The organism is Streptococcus sp. IMAU 99161, assembly GCF_014435245.1.
Classification (GTDB): domain Bacteria; phylum Bacillota; class Bacilli; order Lactobacillales; family Streptococcaceae; genus Streptococcus; species Streptococcus lactarius.
On sequence record NZ_JAAPAW010000004.1, the window covers coordinates 32791 to 50092 of the forward strand.

A 17302-nucleotide genomic window follows, 5' to 3' on the forward strand; every position below is an offset into this window, starting at 1 on the left:
ATGTATTATTTTGTACCAGCCTGGTATGGAACGGACCGCATCTGGCAGCAAACAGCTACCCCTTGGTACTGGATGCGAGAGTCCATTGAATTTGACGATACCATTAATCAAGTTCGTATTTTTCAAGAAGCAGGAATGGATCGGATCTTATTGTTGCCTCACTATAGTCCCCAGTTGCGCTATTTTTTACACCGTCAAGATTTGCTTGAGACAGATGTGCTCTCGATTTTTGATGACCTGCAAGGGGTCCCGTCCGATTTAGCCATGTGTCCTGTCCAGTTACAGGATATGGAATGGCCCCGTGAGACGACTTTTTCTTATACTCCTTTTTTGGCCCTTGCCTTTAAAAATGGCAAGCATCTTGCGTCGATGGAGATGGGGATCGATGGGAATATCCTCTCGCTAACCCGTTATAAAGAGGACAAGATCCTCTATATCGAGTACCTAGATGACCGTGGTTTTGTCTCCAGTAGGATCTACTACCATGAAGGACGGCCTTATTTCCAAGAGTACCTGCGTTTTGATGGACAATGGATCTTAAGAGAAATGCTGACAGAAGAAAGTCAGGCTGTCATGGTCAATGAAATCTTTTTCAATGCCTTCAAAAAAGAAAGCTATGCCAATATGGGCGAAGTTGTCGCTGAAAAGATGAAGGAGCGGTTGGCGAACTTGGTACCTGGACGCGACCAATTGGTCCTTGCAGCTCATCCAGCTAATCTCGCCTTTATCCAAGATACAGCCAGTAGCGTTAAGAAAGTTCTTTCTTTTTATGGAGATCGCCAGCCCTTGTCAGCCGAAGACTTTGCACTCTATTTTGACATGATTGATGCCCAGCTTTTGATTACGGATAGTGAAAAGACCAAGAAAGCGATCGTAGCCTTATCGCCCAGCCTGGCTCGAAAGACACACCGAATCACTTCGTTTGATTCTCGGCTTCGATTGGGTTCTAGTCAGGAGCGAAAGGAGTCAAAGATCTACTATTATGTGGATGCACAGGCCCTGCCAACTCGAAAACAACTAAAGAAAATCTTGGAAGTGTTGGCGCAACACCCCTTGTTTGAAGTGGTCTTTGCATTTTACAATGGGGCTGCTGAAAGAGTGAAGGAACTGGAGCAACAATTAGAAGAGCTCGTATCAAGCGAGACGGCCTTGCATACCGTTCAAACTCCAACTCAGCCAGCAGGCCTCGGGGAAAACCAGATCATTGATGAGCAGTCTGTACAAGACGCACCAGACTACCGTTTTGTGGTCAAGAATTTTTCAAATGAAAATGACATTATTCAGGAATTAGAAAAAACACGCTTGATCGTCGATTTAAGTGAGGAACCTAATCTCTACACGCAGATCGCAGGGATCTCTGCTGGGATTCCACAGGTCAACTGTGTCCAAACTGAATATGTGGATCACTTGAAAAATGGCTATGTCTTATCCAAAGGCGACAAGGAATTGGACAAGGCATTGACTCACTTTTTACTGGAATTAAAGCCTTGGAATGAAGCCTTGGTCTACTCGATCGAAAAAATTCAAGAATACACCGGTCAACGCTTGATCGAGAAGTGGGAAGGATGGATGAGAGAACGTCATGGATAGGAAACAACAATTAACCCATATTCTCCAAATCGGCTCGAGCAACTGGCAAGATCAAGTGGACCTTCCAGCTGGACTTGGCTGGCACTTTTTTCAGGTGACGGCTCTTCCATCGCTCAAAGACTATATGGAAGAAGAGGAAATCTCTAAATTTAAAGCCTTGATTCTAGAGAAGCCAGAAGATTTGTTGGCTTTAGGAGAAGACCTGACGTATTTTCAGCCTTATACTGTTTTTTATGACGAGAGCCATGGGCTAGAGGCGCCTTCTGCAGAATTGGCCCACCTCTTAACCCTTAAGCAAGCAAGACCATGGGATTTCTCAAATAAGCCCCAGTTTCTTTATGTTATAGAGCGCTTTTTATATGACAATCAATATGGGGATTCCTTTATGGTTGGTGATCTGCAGGTGAGACCTGACTTTGCTGGCCGGCAAACAGTCTTGGGGCAACATTTCCTTAAGCTTAATGGAGCATACGGGGAAGAGTTTACGCCGATTGCCCAGTGGGTCTATAACTATGTGTACGACGCTAGTCGCCCAATCAATTTTTGGTTGGAATACGAAAAAGACCCTAGCTGTCAGCTGCAATTGCGAATTCAATTTTACCGCAGGGGAGGTCTAGGGGATTGGGTCAAAGATGCCGTCTTTTCAGAAGAAGAGATGCAGACTCCGCTTGAATTAGACGGAGCAGAACCTTATTACCTTGCCTTCTCGTTGGAAGCAAAAGGAGAGGGGGCTCTTACGATTGGAGCTCTACACAAGCGCCTGTCCCATGGCCCTTTAGGAGGCATGACGGTAGGCGCTCAGACGCTGCGGGACCACAAGCGCCAAGAAATTTTTGCCTATTTTCATCCAGGTGATATGAAGCCACCTTTAAATATTTACTTTTCTGGGTATCGTCCGGCCGAAGGGTTCGAAGGCTTTAAAATGATGCGGGATATGGGCAGCCCCTTTATTCTCTTTTCTGACCCAAGACTAGAAGGAGGTTCCTTCTATATGGGCTCAAAAGAGCTGGAAGATCAGATTACTGCCTTTATTGATCAGCAGTTGGACTTGCTTGGCTTTGAACCCAAAGAGATGAATTTTTCAGGTTTATCCATGGGGACCTTTGGGGCACTCTATTATGGCGCTCTCTATTCTCCTCATGCCATCTTGGTTGGAAAACCCATTGTCAACCTGGGGGATGTCGCTGCCAACCTGAAATTTAGACGTCCAGATGAGTTTGGAACGTCTCTAGATATGATGCAGTTGATCATCGGTCAAGTGTCACAAGAAGGGATCAGACAGCTCAATCAACGCTTCTGGGATCGCTTCCATCAAGCAGACTTCAAGAATACGATTTTAGCTCTTGCTTATATGCGGGATGATGACTATGATCAAAAAGCCTATCCCGATATTTTAGAGGCCTTGTATGCATTGCCGGTTCGTATTATCAGTACTAGCCGTGCCGGTCGCCACAACGATGCGAGTGGTCCGATCATTGAATGGTTTGTGACCCAGTACAAAGAAATCATGGAAAGAGACTTTGGAAGAAACCAATGATAAACATCAAACAAAATGACAGTAGACGCATCTACTGGGGAGATCTCGTGTTAGCTGATTATCTCTGGGGGTCGACCATTCAGGCGACTGCCCAAGGAAGCGTTCAGTTTCAAAATTCCCTCATGCCGTCTGGTCAAGTGCTGAAAACCTGGTATTCGCAAACAAATTTCGGGAAGAACCGCCAAATTCCTAGTCTACCGCTGCTCAAAAGAGAGCAAGAGTATGAGATGGTGATCACGATGGAAGCGACTCCTTCTCATACCGTGATGGTAGAAATCATCTTCAAAGATCGCTTTGGAGAGGTTGTAGGCCGTCGCGTAACTGGAGAAGGACGCTTGTCCTTTATCTATCCAGATCAAGCCTACGCCTATGAAGTACGCTTACTTAGTGCAGGCTTACAAGAATTCACCTTCCACTATTTCACTATTCAACCAATATCGTCTGAGGGAGCAGAAGTTCTCGAATAGACGAACAAAACTGCAAAAAAGAGGATCACATTGGATTACGTTAAATTAAGAAACATCAAGAAAATCTTAAAAAAAGTCAATAGCTGGAAGGATGCGATCGCCCGCTTGACGGATCAGCAACTGCAGGAGAAGACTGTAGAATTTCGGGAACGTTTAGCAGAGGGCGAGACCTTGGATGATCTCTTGCCAGAAGCATTTGCGGTTGCGCGGGAAGCGGATAAACGGGTCTTGGGTATGTTTCCTTATGACGTCCAAGTCATGGGAGGAATCGTCTTGCACCAGGGCAATGTTGCTGAGATGAATACCGGTGAAGGAAAAACCTTAACAGCGACCATGCCTGTTTATCTCAATGCCCTAGAGGGCAAAGGGGTTATGGTCATTACGACCAATACCTATTTGGCAACCCGGGATGCGGAAGAAATGGGACAGGTCTATCGATTTTTAGGTTTGACTGTCGGCGTGCCTTTGAAACAATCCGAAGACGAAGAATTAGATCCAGAAGTCAAACGTGAGATTTACCAATCAGACGTCATCTATACGACTAATACTAGCCTAGGTTTTGACTATCTAACAGAGAACTTGACGGCTTCTGTTGATGGCCAATTTTTGGCAGACTTCAATTACGCCATTGTCGATGAGATTGATTCGGTGCTTCTAGATAGTGCTCAGACTCCCTTGATTATTTCTGGTTCTCCTCGAGTTCAATCCAACCTGTATGGAATTATTGATACCCTGATCCAGACTTTCAAGGAGGGGGAAGATTTCAAGTTTGACGAAGAAAAGAAACGGGTTTGGTTGACTCGAAAAGGAGCCCGCTCAGCGGAATCCTTCTTAGCCATTCCCAACCTTTATGATCCTCAATACCGCGATTTGGTCCGCCATATCAGCCTAGCCCTCCAGGCCAATAAAAACTTTATTAAGGACAAGGACTATGTCATCCACCCCAATGTCGAAGGGCAAGATGAGATTGTCTTGCTAGACCAGGCAACGGGGCGTCTGATGGAAATGACCCGCTTGCAAGGAGGGCTCCACCAGGCGATTGAGGCCAAAGAAGGTCTCAAGCTAACCCAGGAAACACGGGCCATGGCTTCCATTACCTACCAAAACCTCTTTAAGATGTTTCGAAAGTTAGGAGGCATGACAGGGACTGGGAAGGTCGCTGAGGCAGAGTTTCTTGATACCTATGCCATGTCAGTGATTAAGATCCCAACCAATCGCAAGAAAATCCGTAAGGATTTGCCGGATGAAATCTACCAAACCTTGCCGGAAAAAATCGTGGCTTCCTTGGACTATGTGAAGAAAGTCCACGAAAAGGGCAATCCAATTCTGGTCTTTGCCGGATCGGTTGAGATGTCGATTCTTTACTCGAATCTTCTCTTGCGCGAAGGGATTCCTCATAATCTTCTTAATGCCAATAATGCTCCTCGAGAGGCCCAGATCATTAAGGAGTCAGGCCGAAAGGGAGCCGTAACCGTAGCAACCTCAATGGCCGGTCGAGGAACCGATATCAAGTTGGGACCTGGAGTCGCTGAGTTAGGAGGCCTAGTGGTTGTCGGAACCGAGCGGATGATGAACCAGCGGATTGACCTTCAAATTCGGGGACGTTCAGGCCGCCAAGGAGATCCCGGTTTGACCAAGTTCTTCGTCTCTTTAGAAGACGATTTGATGAAAAACTGGGGGCCAGACTGGATCCAGGACACCTATCAAGACTATGATGTGGAAGAGCGCATTGGAGCTACTAAGGCTCTGACCAAACGCAAGTATAAAAATTTGGTCGAACGAGCGCAAAATGCTAGTGAAAGTTCTGGCCAAGCCAGTCGTCGGATGACGCTAGAATTTGCGGAAAGTATGAACATTCAGCGAGCGATCATCTACGAAGAGCGTGACCGCTTGATCAAGCAAGAAGGCCGCTTGGATAAGATCGTTGAAAAAGCCCTTCGTTCTGTATTTACTAGTGTAGTCAATGAGAAAGATTACAAGGATCCTGTAGCCTTTTACCGCTATATTTTGGACAATGTTAGTTACCAAGTCGATGCTCAAAAAGCGCGCCAAACCTTTAGAAGTAAAAATATGAAGGCAAATTTCTTGTGGGAATTGGCTAAAAGCGAACTGGAAGCCAAGTATGAGGTCTTAGGGACCGATGAGGTGATCGCGCAATTCCAACGGATGGCCATCCTAAAAGCCATCGATGAAAACTGGGTCGAGCAGGTCGACTATTTGCAACAGTTGCGGATGGCTCTGTCTGGTCAATACACCAGTCAGAAAAATCCTTTGGTAGAATTTTTCCAAGAAGCCTACCAATCCTTTGAACGGATGAAAGAGGCAGCCAAAAGACAAATGGTCCGCAATCTTCTACTAAGCCGCGTCGAAATCAATACTAAAGGGGAAATCGTCTTGCATTTCCCATAAAAGAGGACATTATGACAGTATACAATATCAACCTTGGAATCGGTTGGGCCAGCAGTGGTGTCGAATACGCCCAGGCCTACCGTGCCCAGTTGTTACGCAATATCCATCAACCAGCTAAGTTCGTCTTTATGGATATGATTCTAGCCGATAATATCCAGCATTTAACAGAAAATATCGGCTTTAAAAATGATGAAATCATCTGGCTCTACAGCCATTTTACAGATATAAAAATTGCACCAACGACCTATACCCTTGATCAGGTCTTAGCAGGTTTTGCCGGAAAACCGACTCGTGAAGAAGTCGATGGCAAGATCAAGCGCTTCTTTTATGAAGACCAGGACAATTTTTTGACCTGCTATTTGCGTTCTGAAAACAGTCCCTATGTGGAACGGTGTGAGTATGTGTCTAGAGGGATCTTGGTCCGAAAGGATTATTTCTCCTATACCCGCTATTGTACGGAGTATTTCATTCCTAAGAACAACCAAGCCAACTTGATTGAGCGCCGCTTTTACAATGAAGATGGGACTGTTGCCTACAGCATGCAGATGGCAGATGGACGCGAAATCTATCGTTTTAAAGATCGCTACATTGTTGGGCGCCAAGAATTGATCCGCTACTTCATGCAGACCCTGCAACTGACCAAACAGGACTTGGTGATTTTGGATCGCGAAACCAATATCGGTCAGCCCATCTTTGAAGAGGCGCAAAAAGCCCGTCTGGGCGTGGTGGTCCATGCCGAACACTTTAGTGCCAATAGTGTCGATGATCACTATATCTTGTGGAACAATTACTATGACTACCAATTCACCAATGCCGATAAGGTGGACTTCTTTATTGTTGCGACTGATCGTCAAAAAGAAATCTTAACAGAGCAGTTTGCTAAATACACCAAGCATCGGCCGGCCATCTATACCATCCCAGTAGGAAGTCTTGCCAGCTTGCCACAAAACGAAAATCGCACCCCATTTTCTATGATTACAGCCTCTCGTTTGGCAACAGAAAAGCATATTGACTGGTTGGTACGAGCGGTGGTTCGGGCCAAAAAAGAATTGCCAGAATTGTTCTTTGACATCTATGGAAAAGGTGGAGAAGAAGGCAAATTGCGCTCTCTGATTGATGAATTGGGGGCGGCGGACTATATCCAGCTTAAAGGTCATGCCAACCTCGAGGAAATTTATAAGAACTATGAGGTTTACCTGTCCGCATCGACCAGCGAGGGCTTTGGTTTGACCTTGATGGAGGCGATTGGTTCTGGTCTTCCGATTATCGGTTTTGACGTTCCTTATGGCAACCAAACCTTTGTCACAGAAGGGGAAAATGGCTATCTCATCCCACCTTCAGCTGACCAAGTGGTGGACCATATTGCTGCTGCCTTTGCTGAAAAAATCATTCAGCTCTACAAGAAAGATGATCTAGCCAGCATGCGTCAAGCATCTTATGCGCGTGCAGAAGACTTTTTGACTAGCCGAGTAGAAGAAGCTTGGGCACAATTGATAGAAGAGGTGACACATGCTGAACGTATTTGATACTTATTCTCGTGAAAGCCAAGACTTGCTCCACTCCATGCAGGAGTCTGGTTTTACCCATCCGACAGTTGTTTTGGAGCCAAATGGTTTCTTGCCCGATGGGGTCGAATCGCCCTTTCTCTATTTTTTAGGCCAGCCAAAAGGGGAGAAGCGCGGTCGCTACTTCAATGAAGTTCCAGTTCCTGATTTTTGGGAAATTTCTGGTGATAATAGTAGTGGTAAAGTGAACTATTACGGCCAAGAAAAGGCTCGGATTGCTTACCATGCAGCTTCTTATAAGCGCATTGTTGAAAGCGTGGAGTGGTTGGATGACACAGGGCAAGTGGTGATGATCGAGCGCTATGACCAATACGGCCGCAAGATCTCCGTCACAACCTGTGATGCACAAGGCCACCCCTTAGTGACGACATACTTTGAAGGGGATACCGAGCGCTTGACAGAAAATCATCAAACAGGGGATTTGATCTTGACCTTGGACCATCAACCCATGCGGATTTTCAAGAATCGCTTAGATTACTTCGTTTTTTATCTAGAGTATCGTGCTTTTAATCTGGATGGTTTGGTCTACAATACCCTTGCTACCTCCTTTAGCCTTAGCCTCCAGTTAGGCAATAAAGGCATCAAAGGGCGCGATGTCTTAGTATGGCAAGAACCTCTTCATGACAGCCTTCCAGGCAATATGCAATTGATTCTAAAGAGCCCAGAAATCCGGACCAATAAAATCCTCATTCCGCAAAATGCGACCTACCACCGTGCTCTCCAGTTGACCTCGCAAGACCAGCACGCCTCCTTTGGTCCTCTTGGCTACTTGTATGATTTCAAGGTCAAGGATGATATCCGCAAAGATGCCTTTGTCTTGACCAATTCGGATCAGATCGAAGCCTTGACCTATCTAGTAGAATCCTTGCCAGATGTGACCTTCCGTGTGGCGGCCTTGACAGAAATGTCTGCCAGCCTCTTGTCTATGGTCCGTTACCCAAATGTCGTTCTTTACCAAAATATCAGCCAAGAGCGGATCCAAGAGTTGCTCAAGATCTCCAGTATTTATCTGGATATCAATCACTATGCAGAGGTTCAAGGTATTGTCCGTAAGGCTTTCGAGCACCAGCAAGTCATCCTTGCCTTTAGCCATACCGTGCATGACCGCACTTACCTGGCACAGGCCAATATCTTTGAGCAAGGAAAAGAAGCAGATCTAGTCGCTCGTATCAAAGAAATTTACCAATCAGTCGATCGCTATAAAGAAGCAGTGTCCCAACAAATTAGCCAATCTAGTAGCATCGACCCAGCTGAGTTCAAGGCCTACTTACTAGAAGGGATCGGTGGACAAGGTGAGTGATCAAAAGAAAGATTTATTTTACAAAGAAGTTGAAGGACGGATGGAGTCGCTCAAACGCCGTCCTGTCGAGAAAGAAAAAACAACCCGTTCTGAAAAGATCAATGTTACCTTTAATGTGGTCATCGGCTTGGTGATCTTACTAGGAGTTATTTTTACACTCTTTAGAGTTTTGGGAGGATCCTGATATGGAAATGGTATTTGCGATCGGGATCGCCCTCTTGTCACTTGCTTTGGTGGTCCTTATCACCCTGCAGCCTCGCCAACAACAATCGCTCTCAACGGATGCAACCAGCAACCTCGGGAAACCCAGCTATTGGCGGTCTCACCGCGGACTTAAGCTTGCGACCCTTGCGGTTAGTATTGTCTTTCTGCTATCCTTGTTTCTCTATATGCTGATGGTGCAGGCTTAGTTGTTCGTAAAACAGATAGAAGAGGTTGGGACAAAAGTCCTAGCCTCTCAATTTTCTTTGGAGTGTAGAATAAGACGCAGTGGTTGAATGGGCTCTACTAGGCTGATTTCATCAGCTTTTACAGCCCTACTCAACTTTGCGGAGGTGGGACGACGAAATCGAATTCTAACGAATGACCGATTTCTGTCCCACTCTCTTTTTTTTCCTCTTGATTTTATGTTATACTGATAGCAATAGAAATGATGGAGGTTGCAATGAAAAAGATTCCCTTGGTATTTTCGGGCTGTCTTTTGGGGTTAGTAGGTGCTGGAAATCTGACGGCAGATAGCCTACCAGCTCTTTCTCATCTCTTTAGTCTGACAGGCCTATTCTTATGGTTTTTCTTTCTAGCCTATCACCTGATTCGCTGGCAAGAAACAAAGATGGAACTGCAACAACCTGCTCTTTTATCTGGAATGGCGACCTTTCCCATGGCTGGAATGATTCTCTCTACCTATCTCTTGCGGCTTTTCCCAGCAGTTGAAGGCCTTTCTCAAGTGGTCTGGTGGTCTGCTTTTCTTCTAGATGTCTGCTTGATCCTCTATTTTACCAAGACCCATGTCATGGTCCGTCCAAGAGTCACAGCCACTCCAAGTTGGACCGTTCTCTATGTGGGGATCGCAGTGGCAGCCTTGACCTACCCAGTTGTCGGCCAGCGGCTCATTGCCTATCTTGCATTGGTGGTTGGTTTTGGCTTGACCTTCCTACTTTATCCAGTTATCTATACTGATTTAAAGAAAAATCCCCTGCCTGCTCACTTGTTGGGCCAAGAAGGGATCTATTGTGCTCCCTTTTCCCTTCTTTTAGCGGCCTTAGTGCGGGTTGGTGGAGCCAGTCTTCCTAATTGGTTCTTATGGATTATGGTGCTCGCTTCGCAAGCTTTTTATTTCTTTGTTTTGACACGTCTCCCAAGGATGGTCAAAGCAGGCTTCCAACCTGCTTTTTCAGCCTTGACCTTTCCAACTGTCATCACAGCCACTTCGCTGAAAATGGCCCAAGGCCTCTTGCACCAGCCCCTTTTGGACTATCTGGTAGGGGCTGAAACCCTGCTTTGTCTCGTGATATTGCTGGCTGTGTTAGGAGGTTATGTAGCCTATCTCAGGGACAAGTGTTGATTCTTCAGAAAGGAAACTATGAAATTTATCAAAAGAAAGCTATCCTTCCTCTATCCTCTTTTTCTTCTCTTGTTTTACTTTTACATCCGCCCTCAATTTCCTCCCTTAGCGCAGTACCTATCCAATGTCCTAGCAAGCGCTGATAGTTATTATTTGGCCTTGTTGATGCTAGAGGGACTCTATGCAGCTTTTGCGGGCTTTTTGGTCTATCGATTTTCCAAAAAGGTTTCTTTTAAACTCGGTAAGAAGCCTCTGCAATCATTGATAGAAGCTGTCTTTGCAGCTTGTTTGATCTACTGGCTGGATTACTTCGTCAGTGGCTTTGTCCAAGGTCGAGGAGCGGTTTGGAGTCTCTTTCCTCGTGAAATTACGCCAACTGGCCTTGTGATCCTCCTTGTCATGATGGTGGTTGTGCGCCCAGTGACAGAGGAGCTGATCTTTCGGGGCGCCTTGGTGAATGCCTATTTCAAGGGCTGGTCACTTTACGCTGAGATTTGGCTACCTGCCCTTATCTATAGTGGCCTGCATTTTGTACACAGTCCATTTTCGCTAGGAGCCAGCATCATCTACCTTATTCCCAGCCTAATTTTTGGCCTCCTTTATTACAGGAGTAATAGCCTCTTCTATCCTATGTTGGGTCACATCTTACTTAATCTCTATTATACCCTTCCCTTTCTCCTTACGATTTTCAAAAAGTAACCGATCTCCTGAGTGAGATTGGCTTTTTTTGAAAATATGGTATAATAGAATAAATTTAAAAGAGGGAGTTGAGGTTTGAAAAAGAGCTACCGCGTCAAACGTGACCAAGATTTCAATGCTGTTTTTAAAAGTGGCCAAAATGTTGCCAACCGGAAATTCGTGGTTTACCGCTTGGACAAAGACCAGCCACACTTTCGTGTTGGCCTGTCTGTGAGCAAAAAACTCGGCAACGCTGTCACCCGAAATCGGATTAAACGTTTGATACGCCATGTTTTGATCAAACACCAAGGATTCCTTACGACCGATGATTTTGTCGTCATTGCTCGTAAAGGCGTCGAAGAGCTCGACTTCCATCAAGTAGAGAAGAATCTCCTACACGTCTTGAAATTAGCGCATATCTACCAAGAAAGGGATTAATGTGAAAAAGAAACTGAAATTAACTGGATTATTAGGAGCAGCCTTGCTCTTCTTGTCAGCCTGTGGGACCTCTCAAGTGACGGCCCAGTCGACAGGTGGTTGGGAACGCTTCGTCTATTTCTTTGCGGAATCGATCCGCTTCTTCTCCATCGGGGGCAATATCGGGATCGGGATTATCGTCTTCACCTTGGTCATTCGGACTGTTCTCTTACCACTGTTCCAATACCAAATGAATTCAACCCGCAAAATGCAGGAAATTCAACCCTTACTGAAGGAAATACAGGCTAAGTACCCAGGGAAAGATCTGGATAGCCGGGCCAAACTCTCTGAAGAAATGCGGGCCCTTTACAAAGAAAAAGGAGTCAAAACATCCTCTGCTTTCCTTCCTCTCTTGATTCAGATGCCAGTGTTGATGGCGCTGTTTCAAGCTCTGAGCCGTGTGGAATTCCTTAAAGTTGGCCACTTCCTATGGATGGACCTAGGAGCGATTGACCCGACTTACATCTTGCCTCTTCTTGCGGCCCTGTTCACATTTTTCAGCAGTTGGTTGACCAACAAAGCCATGCCAGAGCGTAATGGTAGTGCCACGACCATGATGTATGTCATGCCGGTGATGATTTTCTTCTTTGCTTTGTTCTCAGCCAGCGGGGTTGCTTTGTACTGGGTGACCTCCAATGCCTACCAAGTCGGGCAAACTTATCTCTTGAACAACCCCTTCAAGATTATCGCAGAGCGAAAAGCCAAAGAGCAAGCTTCTCGAGACATTGAAAAACAAAAACGTCGTGCCTTCAACAAAGCACAGAAAAAGAGAAAATAAGAAAGAGGTGGACATATGGTCCTATATACTGGAGCAACTGTAGAAGAAGCTATTCAACATGGCTTGAACGAATTAGATATTCCCCGTATGAAGGCGCATATTACGGTTGTAGCGCGTGAAAAGAAAGGTTTCCTTGGTTTGTTTGGCAAAAAGCCAGCCCAAGTAGAGATTGAACCGATCGCAGAAACAACGGTTGTGAAAGCCAATCAAAAAGCCGTCAAAGGTGTCCCAGATGAGATCAATGCGCAAAACGAGCCGGTTAAGACGGTGAGCGAAGCAACAGTCGATCTCGGCCGTGTCGTTGCAGCGATTAAAAAAGTCGAAGAAGAAGGCGAAGTCGTTTCTGAAGAGATTAAGACAGAAATCCTCAAGCACGACAAAGAAGCTGGTACGGTCCTCGAAGAACAAGGGCATGAACATATCCTTAAAAAAGTCAAAGAGCCTGCAAGCAAAGATTCAGGTTTTGCAGACCTTGGCATCGAAGTCGAAGAAAACTACAATATTGAAGAAGTTGTCGCAGATGTGACAGATTATGTTCAAAAAGTCGTCGATGAGATGGATGTCGATGCGACGATCTCAAGCGGACATAACCGCCGCACGGTCAACATGCAGATTGATACCAATGAGCCAGGGCGCGTGATTGGTTACCACGGAAAAGTCTTGAAAGCATTGCAACTCTTGGCGCAAAACTATCTTTACAATCGTTATTCCAAAAATTTCTACATCACCATTAATGTCAATGACTATGTAGAACATCGGGCTGAGGTTCTACAAAGCTATGCACAAAAATTAGCCAGTCGCGTATTAGAAGATGGGCAAGCACAACAGACCGATCCAATGTCCAATAGTGAACGCAAAATCATTCACCGGATTGTCTCTAAGATGGAAGGAGTCACTAGCTACTCTGAAGGAGAAGAACCAAATCGTTACGTGGTGGTGGACATCGAAGGATAATCTAGCGATTAGTTCTCATGGGGGAGAGACGGGACTGAACCGCTCTCTCTTTTTTAGTGGAATTAGAAAGGAAGCAAATGGCATTTGCAGTCATTCGAGAGTTTTTAAAACTTCAAGGGATGAAATATCAGGCACCATCAAAAGCAGGGAAATTAGCTCCAGAGATGGAGCAGTATCGTGCACTAGCACAAGCGGCTCGTAAGGAATTCACCAATTTAGTCTCAGCCTTTCAGCAGCGTCACCCCTATTTGGAGCAAGATCGGACCAGCCAGTGGATGAACCAGGCTCAAGTCTTGCGTCCTCATTTTTGGGCCTATCTAAAAGGAGAAGGAACGATGGCAGAGCCCATGTTTGCCTTGAGACTTTATGGAGACGCAGCTGATTTTGGAGTTTCCTTAGAGGTGAGCTTTATCGAGCGAAAAAAAGACGAGCAGAGTCTTGGGAAACAACACAAGGTTCTCACTCTCCCCATCTCTCAGCCAGTTTATTATTTCGCTCAGAAAAATGGAGAGAGTCGAAGGATCGAGGGAACAGAGAAGAATCGCCATGATCTGCTACAAGCAGTAGAAGAAGGAGCGGTTCGTAAGGTCCTTGTCAAATACGATGTGCCTCTATTCGAGGAGAGTTCCCTAGAGGATATCCTGGATCAGTTGCAAAAGGCGTTGATGGCGCTGGAACCCTATTATTTGGCAACCCGTCAGATGTAGAAAGGTTTTCTCCGACCTGTAATTGTAACAATTTTGCCATAGCTATTGACAAATAGAGCTGAATCCGATAGAATAGTAAAGTATGTTTAGTAACTGATCACAACTAGCCGGCTAAACGAATACAAAATCTATGAGGAGGTATTCATCGTGAAACGTACTTATCAACCAAGTAAAATCCGTCGTGCGCGCAAGCATGGTTTCCGTCACCGTATGGCAACTAAAAATGGTCGCCGCGTATTGGCAGCTCGTCGTCGTAAAGGACGCAAAGTTTTGGCTGCGTAATTCAGATAAAAAGCTAAAAACCAGTAGAAACTCGAGACTACTGGTTTTTGTTTTGCCAAAAGTGAATTTAGAGGCGCTTTCTGCTATAATAGAAAGAAGAAAAACACCGAAGAAAAGGAAGATCATGCAGATTTTTGATACCCACACCCACCTCAATGTGGAAGAATTCGCAGGAAAAGAACAAGAAGAGCTCAACTTAGCCAAGGAAATGGGTCTTGTAGCCCACAATATCGTTGGTTTTGACAAACCAACCATTGAGCGAGCTGTGGAGTTGGCAGATCAATACCCTGAACTCTATCTAACGCTTGGTTGGCATCCTACGGAGGCGGGCGATTATAGTCCTGAAGTGGAAGCCTATCTTCTTGAACGGTTGAAACATCCCAAAGTCGTTGCCCTAGGAGAAATCGGCCTAGACTACCACTGGATGACAGCACCAAAAGAGGTTCAAGAAAAGGTCTTTCGTCGCCAGATCCAATTGTCTAAGGACTTGGACTTGCCTTTCGTGGTGCATACGCGTGATGCTCTTGAAGATACCTATGCCATTATCAAGAGTGAAGGAGTTGGCCCACGCGGTGGGATCATGCATTCTTTCTCAGGTAGTCTAGAAGATGCCAAACGCTTCATGGATCTGGGAATGATGATCTCCTTCTCAGGAGTGGTCACTTTTAAGAAAGCCACAGATGTTCAAGAAGCTGCAGCTGGCCTTCCACTAGACAAGATCTTGGTTGAGACAGATGCCCCTTATCTAGCACCAGTTCCCAAACGTGGCCGAGAAAATAAAACAGCCTACACTCGTTATGTAGTAGACTTCATTGCAGGACTACGTGGCTTAACAACAGAAGAAGTGGCTCAGGCAACCTATGACAATGCAAGAAAGGTATTTGGCCTTGACTGAGAAAAGAAAAATACCAGAAGTGATTGTCGTGGAGGGCAAGGACGACACAGCCAATCTCCGTCGTTTTTATGAGGTGGATACTTATGAAACACGAGGCTCTGCTATCGATCAAGATGACTTGGAACGAATTGCTATCTTGCAAGAGTTACGTGGGGTCATTGTCTTTACCGATCCGGACTACAATGGCGAGCGGATTCGCAAGATCATTATGCAAGAAATTCCACAGGCCAAGCATGCCTTTTTAAACCGTGGTGAGGCAGTCCCAAAATCCAAGACCAAGGGACGTTCCTTGGGAGTAGAGCATGCCAGCTTTGAAGATTTAGAAAAGGCCCTGGCTGGACTCGTGGGCTCCTATGAAGATGAAACGTTCTTTGATATTACCAAGTCGGATCTGATGCGGCTCGGCCTGTTGATGGGGAGCGATAGTCGCAAACGCCGGGAATATCTAGGAGAAGCCTTGCGCATCGGCTACTGCAATGGCAAACAACTGCTCAAACGTTTGGAGTTGTTTGGGATTTGTTTGGCACAAGTCGAAGAGGCGATGGCCAGTTATTAAGACGGAAGTAGAGGGGACCCTTTACCCCTAAACTGATTAGAAAAGAGAAGATATGAGAATTGCAGATTATAGCGTGACCAAGGCGGTGCTGGAGCGTCACGGGTTTACTTTTAAAAAATCCTTTGGTCAAAACTTCTTGACCGACACCAATATCCTTCAAAAGATTGTGGACACTGCAGAGATTGATAAACAAGTCAATGTGATTGAAATTGGTCCCGGAATCGGTGCTTTGACAGAGTTTTTGGCGGAAAATGCCGCAGAAGTCATGGCTTTTGAGATTGATGACCGCTTGGTTCCCATTTTAGCGGATACCTTGCGGGATTTTGACAATGTAACGGTTGTCAACCAAGATATCCTCAAGGTAGACCTCAATCAGTACATCGCTGAGTTTAAAAATCCAGAGCTTCCGATTAAGCTAGTGGCCAACCTTCCATACTACATCACGACTCCGATCCTTATGCACTTGATCGAATCCAAAATTCCTTTCCAAGAATTTGTAGTTATGATGCAAAAAGAGGTGGCAGATCGCATCTCAGCGGAACCGAACACCAAGGCATACGGGTCTTTGTCCATTGCAGTCCAATACTATATGACGGCTAAGGTAGCCTTTATCGTGCCTCGCACTGTCTTTGTGCCAGCACCAAATGTCGACTCTGCTATCCTCAAGATGGTCCGTCGCGAAGAACCAGCAGTAACCGTCAAGGATGAAGATTTCTTCTTCTCCGTCAGCAAGGCTAGCTTTGTCCACCGCCGCAAAACGCTTTGGAACAACTTGACCAGTCGCTTTGGCAAGACTGAAGAAGTGAAGGCAAAACTAGAAGCAGGAATCCAAGCAGCCGGCCTGCAGCCATCTGTACGTGGAGAAGCTCTTAGCTTAGAAGACTTCGCCCGTCTAGCTGACGGTCTTCTAGAAGCAGGAATTAAATAATGAAAAGAGGCTGGGACAAAAGTCCTAGCCTCTCAATTAATTGGCTCTATAATTTCTGTAGTGGGTAAAACTACCATAATTCTGAACTGCACCCCAAAAGTTAGACAGAAAAAATCTAACTTTTGGGGTGCAGTTCAGAATTATGGAGCCGATTTTGTTGTAGAAAAAAAGCCCCATAAGAACTATAATGAAAAGCGACAAAACCATCATTAGGAAGAACTTATGGAACAATTAAATTGGCATTATCGCCAATCGTGATGGGACAAATATCCAGCATAGTCAAGTTCCCGTTAGAGTAAAAATTTTCACCAATATGAATATTAACACCGTAATCGGTAACGAACTGAGGGTTCATGGCAACATTTTCCCCAGTCGAACCAAACCAAGATTTGACAATTTCAGCCCTCTTGAGACGGTCAGGTTCCGCATTAAAGGCCATTTGCTTTTCTCTGGATCTAGCTGCTAGGGCACTTAACTCAGGGTCGCTAGGTTTATAAAACTCCCCCGCAATCATTTTTTCATATTCTGTCGGCATGGCCTTCTCCTTTTGTGGTTGTACTTATCTATTTTAGTATAGAATTGATGTCACCACAAGAGAAACTACAAAAAAATCCC

At 45.4% G+C, this 17302-nt stretch carries 18 protein-coding genes and 1 pseudogene; 18 read left to right on the forward strand and 1 reads right to left on the reverse strand.

Annotation, left to right across the window (positions count from 1 at the left end; genetic code table 11):
• From asp1 to rsmA, 18 genes are all read left to right on the forward strand, one after another.
• Window positions 1-1590: an accessory Sec system protein Asp1 gene (gene asp1 / locus HA044_RS01485; RefSeq protein WP_187538607.1), complete on the forward strand. Its 1590-nt coding sequence runs from the start codon at window positions 1-3 to the stop codon at window positions 1588-1590.
• Entirely contained in the window at window positions 1583-3127 is a 1545-nt protein-coding gene (gene asp2, locus HA044_RS01490) for an accessory Sec system protein Asp2 (protein ID WP_187538609.1), read from the forward strand. Before asp1 ends, asp2 begins: the two co-directional genes overlap by 8 nt.
• Window positions 3124-3594 (forward strand): accessory Sec system protein Asp3, encoded by a 471-nt coding sequence (asp3, locus tag HA044_RS01495; protein ID WP_187538611.1) that lies wholly within the window; start codon window positions 3124-3126, stop codon window positions 3592-3594. Before asp2 ends, asp3 begins: the two co-directional genes overlap by 4 nt.
• A 24-nt stretch (window positions 3595-3618) precedes the next feature.
• On the forward strand, window positions 3619-6003 hold the full coding sequence (secA2, locus tag HA044_RS01500; protein ID WP_187538872.1) for an accessory Sec system translocase SecA2: 2385 nt from the start codon (window positions 3619-3621) through the stop codon (window positions 6001-6003).
• A gap of 11 nt (window positions 6004-6014) precedes the next feature.
• The gene (gene gtfA / locus HA044_RS01505) at window positions 6015-7529 is read left to right on the forward strand and encodes an accessory Sec system glycosyltransferase GtfA (RefSeq protein ID WP_187538613.1); all 1515 of its coding nucleotides are present in this window, start codon (window positions 6015-6017) and stop codon (window positions 7527-7529) included.
• Complete coding sequence (gtfB, locus tag HA044_RS01510) at window positions 7513-8868, forward strand: accessory Sec system glycosylation chaperone GtfB (protein ID WP_187538615.1); 1356 nt, start codon at window positions 7513-7515, stop codon at window positions 8866-8868. Before gtfA ends, gtfB begins: the two co-directional genes overlap by 17 nt.
• A complete protein-coding gene (gene asp4, locus HA044_RS01515; protein WP_398588394.1) occupies window positions 8852-9052 on the forward strand; it encodes an accessory secretory system protein Asp4 in 201 nt (66 codons plus the stop codon). The genes gtfB and asp4 overlap by 17 nt, the downstream gene beginning before the upstream one ends.
• A gap of 1 nt (window position 9053) precedes the next feature.
• Window positions 9054-9278, forward strand: coding sequence for an accessory secretory protein Asp5 (locus HA044_RS01520; protein WP_187538617.1), 225 nt, complete (start codon window positions 9054-9056; stop codon window positions 9276-9278).
• A 254-nt stretch (window positions 9279-9532) separates the two neighbouring features.
• A complete protein-coding gene (locus HA044_RS01525) occupies window positions 9533-10432 on the forward strand; it encodes a TDT family transporter (RefSeq protein WP_187538619.1) in 900 nt (299 codons plus the stop codon).
• Window positions 10433-10450: 18 nt separating this feature from the next.
• Window positions 10451-11131: a CPBP family intramembrane glutamic endopeptidase gene (locus HA044_RS01530; RefSeq protein ID WP_187538621.1), complete on the forward strand. Its 681-nt coding sequence runs from the start codon at window positions 10451-10453 to the stop codon at window positions 11129-11131.
• A gap of 75 nt (window positions 11132-11206) precedes the next feature.
• On the forward strand, window positions 11207-11548 hold the full coding sequence (gene rnpA / locus HA044_RS01535) for a ribonuclease P protein component (protein WP_187538623.1): 342 nt from the start codon (window positions 11207-11209) through the stop codon (window positions 11546-11548).
• A 1-nt stretch (window position 11549) separates the two neighbouring features.
• Entirely contained in the window at window positions 11550-12365 is an 816-nt protein-coding gene (locus tag HA044_RS01540) for a YidC/Oxa1 family membrane protein insertase (protein WP_187538626.1), read from the forward strand.
• A 15-nt stretch (window positions 12366-12380) separates the two neighbouring features.
• Entirely contained in the window at window positions 12381-13319 is a 939-nt protein-coding gene (gene jag / locus HA044_RS01545; protein WP_187538628.1) for an RNA-binding cell elongation regulator Jag/EloR, read from the forward strand.
• A gap of 77 nt (window positions 13320-13396) precedes the next feature.
• The gene (locus HA044_RS01550) at window positions 13397-14026 is read left to right on the forward strand and encodes a ribonuclease P (protein ID WP_187538630.1); all 630 of its coding nucleotides are present in this window, start codon (window positions 13397-13399) and stop codon (window positions 14024-14026) included.
• Between the two features lie 147 nt (window positions 14027-14173).
• Window positions 14174-14308, forward strand: coding sequence for a 50S ribosomal protein L34 (rpmH, locus tag HA044_RS01555; protein WP_187538632.1), 135 nt, complete (start codon window positions 14174-14176; stop codon window positions 14306-14308).
• Between the two features lie 124 nt (window positions 14309-14432).
• Window positions 14433-15203, forward strand: a complete 771-nt coding sequence (locus tag HA044_RS01560) for a TatD family hydrolase (RefSeq protein WP_187538634.1) — start codon at window positions 14433-14435, stop codon at window positions 15201-15203.
• Complete coding sequence (gene rnmV, locus HA044_RS01565; protein ID WP_187538636.1) at window positions 15175-15759, forward strand: ribonuclease M5; 585 nt, start codon at window positions 15175-15177, stop codon at window positions 15757-15759. The genes HA044_RS01560 and rnmV overlap by 29 nt, the downstream gene beginning before the upstream one ends.
• 52 nt (window positions 15760-15811) lie before the next feature.
• Window positions 15812-16687: a 16S rRNA (adenine(1518)-N(6)/adenine(1519)-N(6))-dimethyltransferase RsmA gene (gene rsmA, locus HA044_RS01570; protein ID WP_187538638.1), complete on the forward strand. Its 876-nt coding sequence runs from the start codon at window positions 15812-15814 to the stop codon at window positions 16685-16687.
• A gap of 238 nt (window positions 16688-16925) precedes the next feature.
• On the opposite strand, the pseudogene HA044_RS01575 reads toward rsmA, so the two are convergent.
• Window positions 16926-17222 (reverse strand): annotated as a pseudogene (locus HA044_RS01575) (maltose acetyltransferase domain-containing protein); the annotation flags it as partial.
• Window positions 17223-17302: the final 80 nt, after the last annotated feature.